Raw genomic sequence first — 13,937 nt, 5'->3', positions numbered from 1 at the left:
CTACTATTAATAGTGACATTTTTGACACTCCAGGCCTCCGATATCTTTCACCGTCACACTATCCATTTTGCCCGATTTGATGTCATTATGAAACTTCTCGTAAATGCTGTAAAACTGATTTCCGTTGGTAGAATCTACATTGAAATTCACCTTGGTTTGCCTGTGACAGTTCACACACCATCCCATGCTCAACTCAGAGAACTGGTATACTTCGTCCATACCGGTGATTTCACCGTGGCAGGTTTGACACTGAACATTACCCACTCTGATGTGTTGGCTGTGGTTAAAGTAAACGTGGTCAGGCAGGTTGTGAATTTTCACCCACTCAATTGGTTTCGCTTTTGAAGGATCCCATGCATCTGGTTGAGCCGGGTCGAAGCCTGCATATTCATATAATTTCTGGATCTCACGGGTTCCGTCCACCAGGTTACCATTTCTGTCTTTTAACTCAGGACCGCCATACTTCTGAATGGTTTTGTGACAGTTCATACACACATTTACAGATGGGATAGCGGCTGTTTTGCTTTCCCAGGCGTTACCATGACAGTATAAACAGTTGATCTGGTTTACACCCGCGTGTACTTTGTGAGAGTAGAAAATAGGTTGTGTAGGCTCATAATTAATCTGCCTGTTTACGTTAACCAATCCTTTGGTAGTGAAATAACCACCTATTATAAAAAACACGATCGCGAAAATGGCTATATATGTTTTATTGCGGTAAATAGGTAATGAAGGAGCCGATTTTACATTTTCTGCATCACGGGCTGCTTTTTGTAGGTTGAAATTTACATAAATCAAAACCAGGGCAACCAGGGCCAGTATCAATGAAACCACACCGTACATCAGGTTATTCTGGCTGGATCCGCCGCCACCTGCTGCTGCCGTACCTGTCGCTCCGTCTTTTGGCGTATCTAATTTACCAGAAGCTTTTGCATCGATATAGGCAAGAATTGCATCTATCTGAGGATCAGTAAGATCAGGGAATGTAGTCATCGCCGAAGCGCTGATTTTTGACGTTTCAACAGCTTTAGGATATCCTGAAGCAATCAGCTTTTGGTTATTACGTATCCACTCATGTAGTTTTCCGGCATCTTCCCAACGTCCCTGAACACCGCCTAAAGCAGGTCCTGTGCTGTTCGACTTCATGTCGCCGGCATGACAGCTCTGACACTTACCTATAAATAAAGTCTTTCCCTCCTGAACGGCGGCACCATCCTGCGCAAAAACGGGGGCAACGGAAACAAGCAGCGCTATTATAAGTAAGGTTAGTTGGTTAAATAAATACTTATGATTGTTCATAAAACGCATAAAATCTAAAATGTGGATAAAAACCTCTGAACGACTGCAAAAATAAGGCGCGGCGTTAACATAACAGCAACAATTTGCAACTTTTTTAAACCCGCGTCCAGTCTGAGTTTCAGCCGATTTTTTGTCCTTTTTTTTTGAAAGCAAAATTTGTTTGTCATTAAAAAGTCATCCAAGCTTGCACGGTTTTGATGTGAATATCTGGGGTTTCAGCAGGTGTTATACCTCATTTTAGCTTATTTGGAAATTGTGGATTATTTTGCAGGATCAGTATGCTCAACAGGCTCAGGCAAAAATGGAAGGTTGGCCCGCTGCAGTTATTTTTAATACTCTGCACTTTTGCCGTTGGCGGCAGCCTGAGTGGGTATGTTGGCAGGCGGCTGATGTTGATACTACCAATCGACAATAAGGTTCTCTATACTATTATATATATAATACTGGTAACCTTAATCTGGCCATTAATGGTTTTAGGGGTAAGTATTATTTTTGGCCAATATGCTTTTTTTAAAAAGTATTTAAGAGAACTGTTCAGAAAAACTACAAGAAAACGGGCCAATAATGAGTAAGAAGGTCGGTTATGGATCAAATAATAAAAGATGAAACAAAAAATAGCTGTTTTTGCCAGTGGCGCCGGCAGTAATGCCCAGAAAATTATCGATCATTTCAAGGCAAGCGAAATTGCCCAGGTAAGCCTGATAGCCTGTAACAAACCCGGAGCCGGGGTATTGACAATTGCCGAACGTGAGCAAATTGAACAGGTAGTGATTGAGAAAGAACAGTATAAAAAAGATGGATATGCGGCTTTTTTAAAGGAAAAAGGGATTGATTTTGTTGTTTTGGCCGGTTTTTTATTGAAAATTCCGCAACCGCTGATAGATGCCTATCCCCGCAAAATTGTTAATATTCACCCTGCATTGTTACCCAACTACGGCGGAAAGGGCATGTATGGCGCCTTTGTACACCAGGCTGTGATCGCCAACCAGGAAAAACAAAGTGGCATTACCGTTCATTATGTTGACGAACATTACGATCATGGAGATATCATCTTCCAGGCTACCTGCGATATTGAACCCGGAGACTCGCCCGAACAACTGGCCCAAAAAATACACCTGCTGGAACATGCACATTTTCCGGCGGTAATAGAGCAGGTGATCCAACAACATTGATATTAATTCCGGCAGGATCAAGAAGTTGAACCATCAGTTAAAGTAGTTGCGATTCTCTTTGTAAATAAATATATTTGTCATTTATACTATTATAAATTGCCCCTGCTATGAAACGATTGTTTGCCCTGATGGTGCTTTGTTTTTTTGCGGCAACAGGTAAAGCCCAGCAACCAGCCAACCGACCCGATTCGGCCTATATTTTTGCCTATTCTCCGGAAAAAGGAAATTCCCGCACCGGTTTGGCCTTTGCATGGAGTAATGATGGATATAGCTGGCATCCGATAGGACCTGAACATTATTTTGTATACAGCGATTATGGTACATGGGGCGCTCAAAAAAGAATGTTGAAGCCATTTCTTTATGCCGGCGACGCCGGAACCTGGCACCTGGTGTGGAGCCTGAATGCCAACGAAAATGTATTTGCACACGCAGCCTCCACCGACCTGGTATATTGGGGACGCCAGAGTTATCCGCAAACCCCTGCAGGCAGTAATGTAATAGAACCGGTTATATCACCCTCAAATGGCAAATATGCGGTGACCTGGCAAAGTAACACCAGCACCAGTCAGGTATTTTCCCTGGTAACGGACTTTAAAACCTTTCCCACAGCTCAAAAGGTGAGTGCCGGGCAGCACCTTAACAAACGTACGGAGGCAACTATTTTAGGACAAAGGCAAACAGGAACAGCGCACAAAGTAGCTTTTAGCCTGGTGGAAGGACTTTTGAATGCACAAAAATACGCGCAACATCAATCTGCACTTTTAGCAGAATCTGCAGCCACTGATGTACAGCGGTTTGCCGGTTTAAAACCAGTAGATGTGGTACTCACACCCGTTCCTGGAAGAAGCAAAAAGATCAGCGACCTGCTGATCGGAGCTTTTTTTGAAGATATTAATTATGCAGCGGATGGTGGCTTATATGCAGAACTGGTACAAAACCGCGATTTTGAATACCACCCTGCTGATAAAAAATACCAGGACAAAAACTGGAATCATCAAACTGCATGGCGGGTGGGCCTTGGAAATTTGTCCATAGACTCCGTCTCGCCCATCCATCCCAATAACCCGCATTACGCCGTGCTGAATGATGATCTTGGAAACCCGGTGCTGATCAACGAAGGTTTTAGAGGCATCGCTGTTAAGGCAGGTGAACAATATGATTGCAGCGCTTTTGTCAGGATTCCTTCCGGAAAAGCGGGGCAAATCACCTGGAGACTGTCAGATAAAAATGGAAATACACTGGGTGCCGCTTCCATAAAAGTTCCGGCCGGCACCAGCTGGAAAAAGCTTTCGGCAGTAATAACGGCTAATGCAACTGTTGCCGATGCCTCGCTTGAATTAGTTGCGGGGCAAAAGGGAAGTATCCATTTCGATATGGTATCGCTATTCCCTCAAAAAACATTTAAAAATCGTAAAAACGGCCTGAGAGCCGACCTGGCGCAGGCATTAGCAGATATGAAACCTAAATTTTTGCGATTCCCCGGAGGATGTGTTGCCCATGGAGACGGAATTGCGAATATTTACCGCTGGAAAACGACGATTGGCCCGCTCGAAACCCGGAAACCCATGCGCAATTTGTGGAATTATCACCAGACAACCGGTTTGGGTTATTACGAGTATTTCCAGTTTTGTGAAGACATGGGGGCGGAGCCCTTGCCTGTTTTGGCAGCCGGTGTGCCCTGCCAGAACTCTTCCGACGGCGGTGCGGGTCAGCAATGTGGTATCCCTATGGCCGATATGGATGAATATGTACAGGATATCCTCGACCTGATCGAATGGGCGAACGGCGATGCCAAAACAACCCATTGGGGCAGGATCCGTGCCGCATCGGGGCATCCTAAATCCTTTAACTTAAAATACATAGGTATTGGTAACGAGGACCTGATCACCGATATTTTTGAAGAACGGTTCACGATGATCTTTAATGCCATCAAAAAGAAACACCCTGAAATAAAGGTAGTAGGAACCTCGGGGCCGTTTTATGAGGGCACCGATTACGTAGAAGGCTGGGGTATCGCCCGCAAGCTGGGTGTAGACCTTATAGATGAACATTACTATGTGTCGCCAGGCTGGTTTATTCACAACCAGGATTATTATGATAAATACGACCGCAATGGCAGTAAAGTATACCTGGGCGAATATGCCAGCCATTTACCCGGCAGGCCTAACAACCTGGAAACGGCTCTCTCTGAAGCACTTCATCTCAATAATTTGGAGCGTAATGGGGATGTGGTTGCAATGACTTCTTACGCACCTCTTTTTGCAAAAGAAGGCGCTACCCAATGGAATCCCGATCTTATCTATTTTAATAATACCGAAGTAAAACTCACGCCCGGCTATTACGTGCAGCATTTATACGGCAACACACCGGGTGATGAATACATACCAGCCGACTTACAATATTCCAGCAACGATGCAGGCGTAATCAAACGGGTCTCCACTTCAATCGTAAAAAATACAAAAACTAACGAGTTAATAGTGCGTGCAGTGAACCTGTTACCGGTTAATACAAACATCCGGCTGAATTTGGATGGAGTATCCGGTAATCAAAAGGCACAAAAAACAGTATTGAGCGGTAACCCGGCCGATCGAAAAGCGAAACCAGTAACGGGAGAAATACAATTGAAGGCAAACACACGCGAAATTTTACCTCCCTATTCACTCACAGTATGGCGGATTAGACTCTGATTACCAGATATCTGTTATTTTTATCAAAGCATTTGCAAATAGTTTGCTTGTTTTGCCGTCCTATTAACTGATTTGAAGCGTTTTTCTCTCATACTACTTATTCTAACAGCTACGGCGCTGGCAGGCGTGCAGGCGCAGATTACTGTAAAGGGAACAGTGTTCGACAGTTCGGGCACTTACCCGGTTCAGGGCGTGTCTGTTTTATCTACCAACGGAACCGGCACCAGCACCGATGCCAATGGTGATTACAGTATCCGAGCCAATGAAACCGACTCCATCTGGTTCAGCTATCTCAATAAACCTACCCGTAAGTTCCTGGTGCGCAGCATTAAAACACCCTATGCTTTTAATATTTCGCTGCAAACATTTATCACCTTATTGCCGGGAGTAAAAGCCCGGGTGAAGGATTACAAGCGGGACTCTATTCAAAACCGGCAGGATTATGCCAAATATTTCAATTATGAAAAGCCGGGTTTGAAAGTGAGCTCATTAAGTGACGGATCTGTTGGATTTGATCTGAATGAGATCATTAATTCCTTTCGGTTTGGCCGCAATAAACGTTTGTCGATGTTCCAGAACAGGTTGATCACACAGGAGCAGGATGCATTTATTAAGCATCGCTTTAGCAAGGCTTTGATCAGGCGTATTACCGGAGCCGATAACGACAGTACCATCAGCGAGTTTATTATTTATTACCAGCCCTCGTATCTTTTTACTTCTACTGCAACCGACTATAGCTTTCATAAATATATTAAAGACTCTTATGAGCGTTTTACCGCAGGTTTGATGCCCTCCCCGCTCTGGCTGGAAGGAGCAACAGATGACGAGGAAGTCATTTACAGGAGATTGGGTAGCAGGCCTTAAAAGCCGGATTATGCTTAAATTGCAGTATGCGCCATTTAAAACTATGGATCGTCCTGCTGCTTTCTTATCATGTATGCCCTGCACAAACCAGCTGCGATATCCTCATTAAAAACGGGAAAATTATTGACGGCACCGGTAACAACTGGTATTATGGCGATATAGCCATAAAAGAAGGTAAAATTGACCGAGTAGGTAAATCATTGCCTTATATAGCTAATAAAACCATTGATGCAAAAGGATTGATTGTTGCTCCCGGGTTTATAGATGTTCATACCCATATTGAAGGGGATGAGGCCAAAAACCCGACTGCGGATAACTTTATTTATGATGGCGTAACCACTGTAGTAGCAGGCAATTGCGGCGCATCGAATGTAGACATAGGCAGGTATCTGAAATGGATAGACTCACTGCAACTCTCGGTAAATGTAGCTTCGCTGATCGGGCATAATGATATACGCAAAGCCGTAATGGGAAGAGCTAACCGCGATGCCACTCCGCAAGAATTATCGCAAATGCAGGCCCTTGTAGAAAAAGCCATGAAAGATGGCGCCGTGGGGCTTTCTACAGGTCTTATTTATATACCGGGCACTTATTCCAAAACACCAGAAATAGTAGCGCTCGCCAAAATAGCATCCCGTTATAATGGCGTTTATGCCTCACACATGAGAGATGAGGGAGATAAGGTAACTGATGCGATCAATGAGGCCATTACCATTGGCCGGGAGGCTGATATACCGGTAGAGATATCGCATTTCAAATTAAGCGGCCAGCAAAACTGGGGCAGAAGTAAGGAAACGATTGCGATGGTGGTCAATGCGCGTGAACAGGGATTAGATGTAACCATTGACCAATACCCCTACACCGCCAGCAGTACCTCCATCAGTACATTATTACCCGATGATATATTGGGCGACGGGCAGGACAGCATCGTAGCAAGACTTAAAAACCCGGCCATAAAGAAAAGAGTGGTTGATGAAATGCTGGCGAGATTAAAGAAAAGAAAATTGAAGCATTTTAGTTATGCAGTGGTAGCCAGTTATCGGCCAGACAGTAATTATAATGGCAAAAGCATTGAAGAAATCAACCTGATGATGGGCCGCAGGCATAAGGTGAAGGAAGAAGCAGAAACGATTATTGATATTATGATCAATGGAGGCGCCAGCGCCGTATTTCACGGTATGGGAGAGGAGGATGTAAAACGCATTATGCAATACCCTTTTAATATGTTTGCCAGCGACGCTTCTATCCGCGTTTTTAACCAGGGTGTACCACATCCCCGGGGCTATGGCACCAACGCCCGGGTATTGGGTAAATACGTAAGAGAAGAAAAAGTAATTTCATTAGAAGAGGCCATCCGGAAAATGACTTCCCTGCCGGCTCAAAAATTCCAGCTAAAAGACCGGGGACTTTTAAAAGAGGGAATGGCAGCAGACATCGTAATCTTCGATGAAAAACAGGTAATCGATCAATCCATCTATAAAAGTCCGCATGCCTACTCGAAAGGGTTCCATTATGTATTGGTAAATGGGCAACTAACAGTTAATCAGGAAAAGCATTTGGGAACAAGGGCGGGTAAGGCCTTATATCATTTGCATTAGTAAATACAGCGCATGGCATTCTATTCAATAGAAATCAGCTCTTGTGTGCCCCATTTGGAAGTACTTTTTACTATGCCAAAATCGGGTACAAACCATTCGGTCATTTGCATTTTCATGGGAATAGCAATACCCATATTCATGATTATTTTTGAGTCGTAAGTAATTTTATAAGCGTCCCAGCTGCCTGCTGGTGTAGTGATCTTTTCCTTTGCCTCTACTTTACGGTTAGTAACATCGATGGTAACATTGGCCATCATACCCGACTCAGACTTCATATCCATGTTGAAATTGGCATCGCTTAGCGACTGACCAACGCTTAACGATGAAGGATATTCCATAAACACGCCCTTACCATCTACATCTGTATTTTTAAACTGCTGCGCCTGCTGGGGATTCATCATCATTTTCATATCAATCATTAGTTGTCCGCTCTTGCATTGCATGGTGCCGGCACCGCCTCCCAGAGACTTCCCCTTTTTGTCAAACACCTCCGATTTTACTTTGGCACTGGTGGTGCCTCCTGCTTTGGCTACACCCGATACCTTGTAAACATATTTCCCGTCCTGGTTACCCTTTCTGTCGTACATAGCCATGGTAATCGTTTTATTATTTTGTAAATAATAATAGTTACACTGCGCATAAACACCTGAGCTGATCGCTAACAATAACATTAAAATAAGGACTCGCATAATGAATAGTTTTATACTGCAAATTACTTTGCTTCAGATCATCCGGCCATCGCTTAAATAGGCGAGCGACAGTATGATCATTGGATGGATCAACTATAAACCAATAACGGCCGCCCAGGGCGACCGTTATCCTTACCAATAAACCCAAAACAAAAAACACTAATTCAACACACCATACTTCCCATTTTGAAATTCTTCCATCGCTTCATAAATTTCAGCCTGTGTATTCATTACAAAAGGACCATAACTGGCAATAGGTTCTGCAATGGGCTCACCACTTAATACCAATACCACGCTGTCTTTTGTTGCAGAAAATTCTATCTCTTCACCGTCATTTTTAAATAATATAAAGCTATGCTCCTCAATTTCTTTACCATTTACAGTAATACGTCCTTCTATTACCAGTAATGCCGTATTATGACTAGCAGGAATAGTTGTTGTTAAGCTGGCGCCACTATTTAGCTTTACGTTGAAAAGATTGACATCTGTATAGGTTTCAGCAGCACCTGTGTTGCCATTAAAGTTACCGGCAATAACATTTACTTCACCACCATTGTCAGGCAACACCGTTTTACCGATCTTCTCTTTTGTCAGGGACTGGTAATGTGGTTGAGCCGATTTATCTTTTTTAGGCAGGTTCACCCACAACTGTACCATTTCAAAAACACCACCCCTTGCGGCAAAAGTCTCTTCATGATACTCCTTGTGCAAAATGCCGGCCCCTGCTGTCATCCACTGTACATCGCCGGGATGAATAACGCCGCTGTTACCTGCGCTATCATGATGTGCTACACTTCCCTTATACGCAACGGTTACTGTTTCAAATCCTTTATGAGGGTGCACATCAACACCGCGGGGTTTGTCGGTGGGTGAAAAATTAAAAGCAGCAGCAAAATCAAGCATTAAAAAAGGACTTAACCTTTGTTGGGTAACACCGCGGGGTATGAAATTAAAAACCCTGAATCCGTCGCCCACCATGCCTGCTTGCGTGGGGCGGGTAAGCACTCTTTCTATTGACTTTTTCATTTTGTGATCTCCTTTAAAAGCAAAGCTAGCTTAAAGAAGAGGCGGGCACAATAACACGGATTAAGTAAAAGAGTTAATCCAGGTTAAGTGAGAAAGGCTGGAAATAATGTAATTTTAAGAGATGTTCTGTTTCCCGCAGAGCGCGCAAAGGAACGGAGGCGCAGAGATTACAGGAACGTAGAGTGTTATATATCCCTTCGATGCTAACCCTAATAGCTGCTTGCCATCACCTACTAGCTTGTTTCACGCAGGGCGCACAGAGGAACAGAGGCGCAGAGGTTAATGTATATTGCTTATTGAAAATTAAATGTTGTCCATTTCTTCGATGCTAACCCCTACTAGCGACTCACCATTCCCCTACTAGCTACTTTCTAGCCCTTCTTCATCGGCTGACTCAACATCTTACTCATAAACTCGGGGGTAATGCCAATATAAGAAGCCACATATTTCTGTGGGATGCTTTGTATAAGCGAAGGATATCTTATGCAGAAGTTGTTATATCGTTCAACAGCGGTAAGACTTAAAGCATCTATCAATCTTTGCTGAGATGTAGCCAGAGACCGTTCTGCCAGTATCCTGAAATAGCGTTCCATTTGAGGCAGGGCCTGGTACATATCTTCTATTTCCGATTGCTTTATTAAAAAAACTTCGCTGTCTTCTATGGCGTCAATACTCAGGTTCGACGGCGCATTATTTAACAGGCTTTGCATATCTGCAATCCACCAGCCGGCAGGAGCAAACTGCAAAATATGTTCTGTTCCGTTTTTATCAATAGAATAGCTACGTAAACAACCGGAGTTAATAAAGGCTATATGCTGCTGTACATCTCCCTCCTGGTATAAAAAGGTTTTCTTCTTCAGTTTTTTGGTTCTGAAAAAAGAAGTAAATGTTTTTTGGTCTTCTTCGTTCAGTGTTACCCGCTTTGAAATGCTTTGTAGTAATAGTTCGAAAGACATTGTTTAGTTGATAGTTTATAGTTGAGCCGGAAAATACCGTAATTAAAAATTCAGTAAATTCTGAATGCATTTTTCTAACCGGGCATGGGCCATAAAATTTGCTTCCAGTTCTTTATTAAAAGGCACTGGTGTATCCAAAGAGGCGCATCGCATTACCGGCGCATCCAGCCGGTTAAAGCAATGCTCACCAATCCAGGCCGCTATTTCTGCACCAATACCACCCGTCAAAGTATCTTCATGCAATACCAGTACTTTGCCGGTACTTTCTGCAGCTTGTTTGATTGCATCATAATCCAGCGGCAAAAGGGTTCGCAGATCCAGTATAGCTATTGATACCTCGGGATGTGAGGCTGCATATTCTTCGGCCCAAATAACACCCATTCCATAAGTAATAATAGCGATATCATCTCCTTGCTGTACCCACCTTGCTTTACCAATCGGTATCTCAAAGCTTTCATCGGGCACCGTAGCAGCTATACTACGGTACAAAGTTTTATGCTCAAAAAACAATACCGGGTTGGGATCATTGATGGCCGAAATCAGCAACCCTTTTGCATCAGCAGGAGTAGAAGGATATACCACTTTCAAGCCGGGCACATGCGTAAACCAGGCTTCATTGCTCTGGCTGTGAAAAGGCCCTGCGCCTACGCCTCCGCCGGTTGGCATGCGTATGACCACATTGGCCTGCTGTCCCCAGCGATAATGTAATTTTGCCAGGTTATTCACAATCTGGTTAAAAGCCATGGTAGCAAAATCTGCAAACTGCATTTCCACTACCGATTTGCAGCCTTCCAGGCTGAGTCCCAAAGCCGCTCCCACCACCACGCTCTCACAAATAGGGGTGTTACGAATCCTGTTTTTTCCAAATTCCTCCAATAGTCCTTCCGTCACTTTAAAGGCGCCACCATATTCAGCGATATCCTGTCCCATAATCACCAGGTTATCGTGTAACCTCAGCGATTGTTGAAGACCCTCCTTAATTGCTTCTATAAAACGTTTTTCTGAAACAGTACTATCATCCGTATTAAGCTGATCATCTCCCTGCTCGTGAGGAGCATACACATCGTCTACTTCAACAGCTGTATCAACTGCAAGAGGGTATGCTTTTGCTTCCGCCTGTTTTAACTCCTCCTCTATCTTAGTTTTAAAACTATCCCTTATTGAGACGATCTCTTCTTCCGTTAATATACCTTCACCAATGAGATATTGCTCAAAGTTGGCTACAGGATCTTTTTTATCCCAAAGTTCAAATAACTCCTTGGGTACATACTTGGTACCACTGGCTTCCTCATGTCCACGCATGCGAAAAGTAGAGCACTCAATTAAGTACGGCTTTTGATTTTTGATGCAATAATCCCTTACACCTTTAATGGTATCATAAACAGCTAAGATATTATTACCATCAATGGTAATGCCTTCTATACCATAGCCTTTGGCTTTATCTGCCAGGTTGATACAACGGTATTGTTCATGGGTGGGAGTGCTGAGCGCATAGCCGTTATTCTCTATTAAAAAAATTACCGGCAAATCCCAGACAGCTGCCAGGTTTAAAGCTTCATGAAAATCACCCTCGCTGGTACCGCCCTCTCCTGTAAAAGCTAGCGATACTTTTCCTTTCTGACCCAGCTTATTAGCCAATGCAATGCCATCGGCTATAGCAAGCTGCGGACCTAAATGTGAGATCATGCCGCAAATATGATGTTCCTTGCTTCCAAAATGAAAGCTTCTTTCGCGGCCTTTGCTGTAGCCGTTCTGGTTGCCCTGCCATTGGTTAAATAATTGGTGCAGGGGCATCTGCCTGGTAGTAAAAACCCCCAGGTTTCTATGCAGGGGCATAATCCACTCATCCTGCTGAAGCGCCAGTGTAGCTCCCACAGCTATCGCTTCCTGGCCGATGCCGCTAAACCACTTACTTACTTTCCCCTGCCTCAGCAATACCAGCATTTTTTCCTCGATAAGCCTCGGATACACCAGGCTTCGATACATTTGTATGAGCTGTGCATTAGAAAGATTTTTCCTGTCGAAAAGCATATTACAAACGTAGGCTTTTTTGGTGTACGAAGTGTGCAGTGCTTATTGATATACGCTGCCTATTGTTAAATACAGTTACCGGAAACCATTTATGCAAATAGTTAAAAGCCAGAGGCATAAAATATTTGGCATGTAGCTTGTTTTAATTATCGTATTTTGTAATACCATCATATGCTAAAAGCCATACTGTTCAGTTTTCTTATTGCCACAGCTCTAAACTTACATGCTCAGTACAGATCTGAACGGTATGACACCAGCTATTATGTTTCCTATCGCAATAAATTAACATTAGGTGCTATCGCTGCTAAAAAGAACACAGTTTTTAAAACAGATGCTTCCAGTGCCGAAAATTCCTTAAAGTATTTATCTAACAGCCCCGGTCGCCTGGGTATTTCGGGCTCTCACGATTTTGTGGGATTGGCAGCTACATTTGGCGTAGGCCGGCTTGACCCTTCCTATAAACCTGAAAGAGGAAAAACAAAACAAACTAACCTGCAGCTGAGTATTACAGGCCGAAAAGTGTTAGCTGATATTTATTTTCAGAATTATAAAGGGCTTTATGTAAACAGCGGATACAATATTGCCCCCGTGGGTATGCCCAACTATACCCGGCCCGATATTGAAACCCGGCTTTATGGAACCACGGTGAACCTGATTCAAAACAGCAGGAAATTTAGTGCACAGGCTGCTTTTTTACTGGATGCCTGGCAAAGAAAATCTGCCGGCTCTTTATTGTATGGCGGCGAGTTTTTTTATGGTTCAGCCAAGGGTGATAGTGCATTTATTCCTTCCCAGCTAAAAAATGAGTTCCCCCACCCAAATGTTTCGAAGCTGGATTTTATTACGTTCGGCCCCGGTATTGGATACGGTTATACGCTGGTAGTTAAAAAGCATTTTTTCGCTACGGCAATTGCTTCGTTCAATGCAGATGTGAGTTATATTAAAGAACAGAATAATAACAATACGCAGCATTCGTTCTGGAAATTAAATCCTAACCTAAAGGCAAAGGGGGCCATTGGTTATAACAGCGAAAACTGGGGCATTGCTTTTTCTTACGTCTCCAACCGCTTGTTCTTTAAAGGAATGGATGGAGACTCGCGGTACCTGAACTATAACGACAATTACAAATTAATGTATGCCAGGCGTATCAATGCCGGTAAAACCATTCCGAAAATTACCAGGTTTGCAGGAAAAATGATTAATAAGATCGGATTGGGTTTCCTGATTAATTAGAATGCATTTTTAATAGGCCTGAATTAATACCTCTGCAGGTATTTGTAGTTTTTCTCTGATCTTACGGATTATAGTGAGGTTCAGCTTTCTTTCCCTGAAAGAATTTCCGACTTCCTGGATCTGTAACCCAGTATATCAGATAGTTCCCCTTCAGACATATTCAACTGCTCCATTCTAAACTTAATAGCATCCAGTGGATTAGGCTGTGGCACAGCATGGTTTTCATGCTCGTATTCTTTAATGAGTATCGAAAGCACTTCTAATTCATCAGACTCTTTTGAACCTGTTGTTACTTCTGTTTGCATCAGCATATAAACCCTCTCAAGGGCATCTTCATATTGCTGCTCACTTTTTATGGGTGTTAACATAACTCGGTTTTTTA

Annotated in this window: 12 protein-coding genes; 6 read left to right on the top strand and 6 right to left on the bottom strand. The window is 43.3% G+C overall.

The annotated features are described in order from the left end of the window. Window positions 1-6: 6 nt before the first annotated feature. Window positions 7-1,299, bottom strand: a complete 1,293-nt coding sequence (locus ACLOAU_RS07120) for a c-type cytochrome (RefSeq protein ID WP_427861167.1) — start codon at window positions 1,297-1,299, stop codon at window positions 7-9. Between the two features lie 278 nt (window positions 1,300-1,577). On the opposite strand from ACLOAU_RS07120, the gene ACLOAU_RS07115 reads away from it, so the two are divergent. The 5 genes from ACLOAU_RS07115 to ACLOAU_RS07095 all read left to right on the top strand — a co-directional run bounded on the left by ACLOAU_RS07115 (window position 1,578) and on the right by ACLOAU_RS07095 (window position 7,620). Further along, complete coding sequence (locus ACLOAU_RS07115; RefSeq protein WP_427861166.1) at window positions 1,578-1,871, top strand: DUF6787 family protein; 294 nt, start codon at window positions 1,578-1,580, stop codon at window positions 1,869-1,871. 30 nt (window positions 1,872-1,901) lie between these two features. Beyond that, window positions 1,902-2,471 carry a phosphoribosylglycinamide formyltransferase gene (gene purN / locus ACLOAU_RS07110; protein WP_427861165.1) on the top strand — a complete coding sequence of 190 codons (570 nt, stop codon included), beginning with the start codon at window positions 1,902-1,904 and terminating at the stop codon, window positions 2,469-2,471. 107 nt (window positions 2,472-2,578) lie between these two features. Then, window positions 2,579-5,158, top strand: a complete 2,580-nt coding sequence (locus tag ACLOAU_RS07105) for an alpha-L-arabinofuranosidase C-terminal domain-containing protein (protein ID WP_427861164.1) — start codon at window positions 2,579-2,581, stop codon at window positions 5,156-5,158. Between the two features lie 72 nt (window positions 5,159-5,230). Next, entirely contained in the window at window positions 5,231-6,022 is a 792-nt protein-coding gene (locus ACLOAU_RS07100) for a peptidase associated/transthyretin-like domain-containing protein (protein ID WP_427861163.1), read from the top strand. Between the two features lie 26 nt (window positions 6,023-6,048). After that, entirely contained in the window at window positions 6,049-7,620 is a 1,572-nt protein-coding gene (locus ACLOAU_RS07095) for an N-acyl-D-amino-acid deacylase family protein (RefSeq protein WP_427861162.1), read from the top strand. 20 nt (window positions 7,621-7,640) lie between these two features. Here the strand turns inward: ACLOAU_RS07095 and ACLOAU_RS07090 are convergent, their stop codons facing one another. The 4 genes from ACLOAU_RS07090 to ACLOAU_RS07075 all read right to left on the bottom strand — a co-directional run bounded on the left by ACLOAU_RS07090 (window position 7,641) and on the right by ACLOAU_RS07075 (window position 12,322). Continuing rightward, window positions 7,641-8,309 carry a TapB family protein gene (locus ACLOAU_RS07090; protein WP_427861161.1) on the bottom strand — a complete coding sequence of 223 codons (669 nt, stop codon included), beginning with the start codon at window positions 8,307-8,309 and terminating at the stop codon, window positions 7,641-7,643. A 159-nt stretch (window positions 8,310-8,468) separates the two neighbouring features. Continuing rightward, complete coding sequence (locus tag ACLOAU_RS07085) at window positions 8,469-9,335, bottom strand: pirin family protein (RefSeq protein WP_427861160.1); 867 nt, start codon at window positions 9,333-9,335, stop codon at window positions 8,469-8,471. 371 nt (window positions 9,336-9,706) lie between these two features. Then, window positions 9,707-10,291, bottom strand: a complete 585-nt coding sequence (locus ACLOAU_RS07080) for a Crp/Fnr family transcriptional regulator (protein WP_427861159.1) — start codon at window positions 10,289-10,291, stop codon at window positions 9,707-9,709. A 42-nt stretch (window positions 10,292-10,333) separates the two neighbouring features. Beyond that, complete coding sequence (locus tag ACLOAU_RS07075) at window positions 10,334-12,322, bottom strand: alpha-ketoacid dehydrogenase subunit alpha/beta (RefSeq protein ID WP_427861158.1); 1,989 nt, start codon at window positions 12,320-12,322, stop codon at window positions 10,334-10,336. 171 nt (window positions 12,323-12,493) lie between these two features. On the opposite strand from ACLOAU_RS07075, the gene ACLOAU_RS07070 reads away from it, so the two are divergent. Next, a complete protein-coding gene (locus tag ACLOAU_RS07070; protein WP_427861157.1) occupies window positions 12,494-13,555 on the top strand; it encodes a DUF4421 family protein in 1,062 nt (353 codons plus the stop codon). 80 nt (window positions 13,556-13,635) lie between these two features. Here the strand turns inward: ACLOAU_RS07070 and ACLOAU_RS07065 are convergent, their stop codons facing one another. Continuing rightward, window positions 13,636-13,923, bottom strand: coding sequence for a helix-turn-helix domain-containing protein (locus ACLOAU_RS07065; protein ID WP_427861156.1), 288 nt, complete (start codon window positions 13,921-13,923; stop codon window positions 13,636-13,638). Window positions 13,924-13,937 lie beyond the last annotated feature (14 nt).

Source organism: Paraniabella aurantiaca (genome assembly GCF_050309965.1).
Classification (GTDB): Bacteria; Bacteroidota; Bacteroidia; order Chitinophagales; family Chitinophagaceae; genus Niabella.
This window is presented reverse-complemented; position numbering and strand designations above follow the sequence as displayed.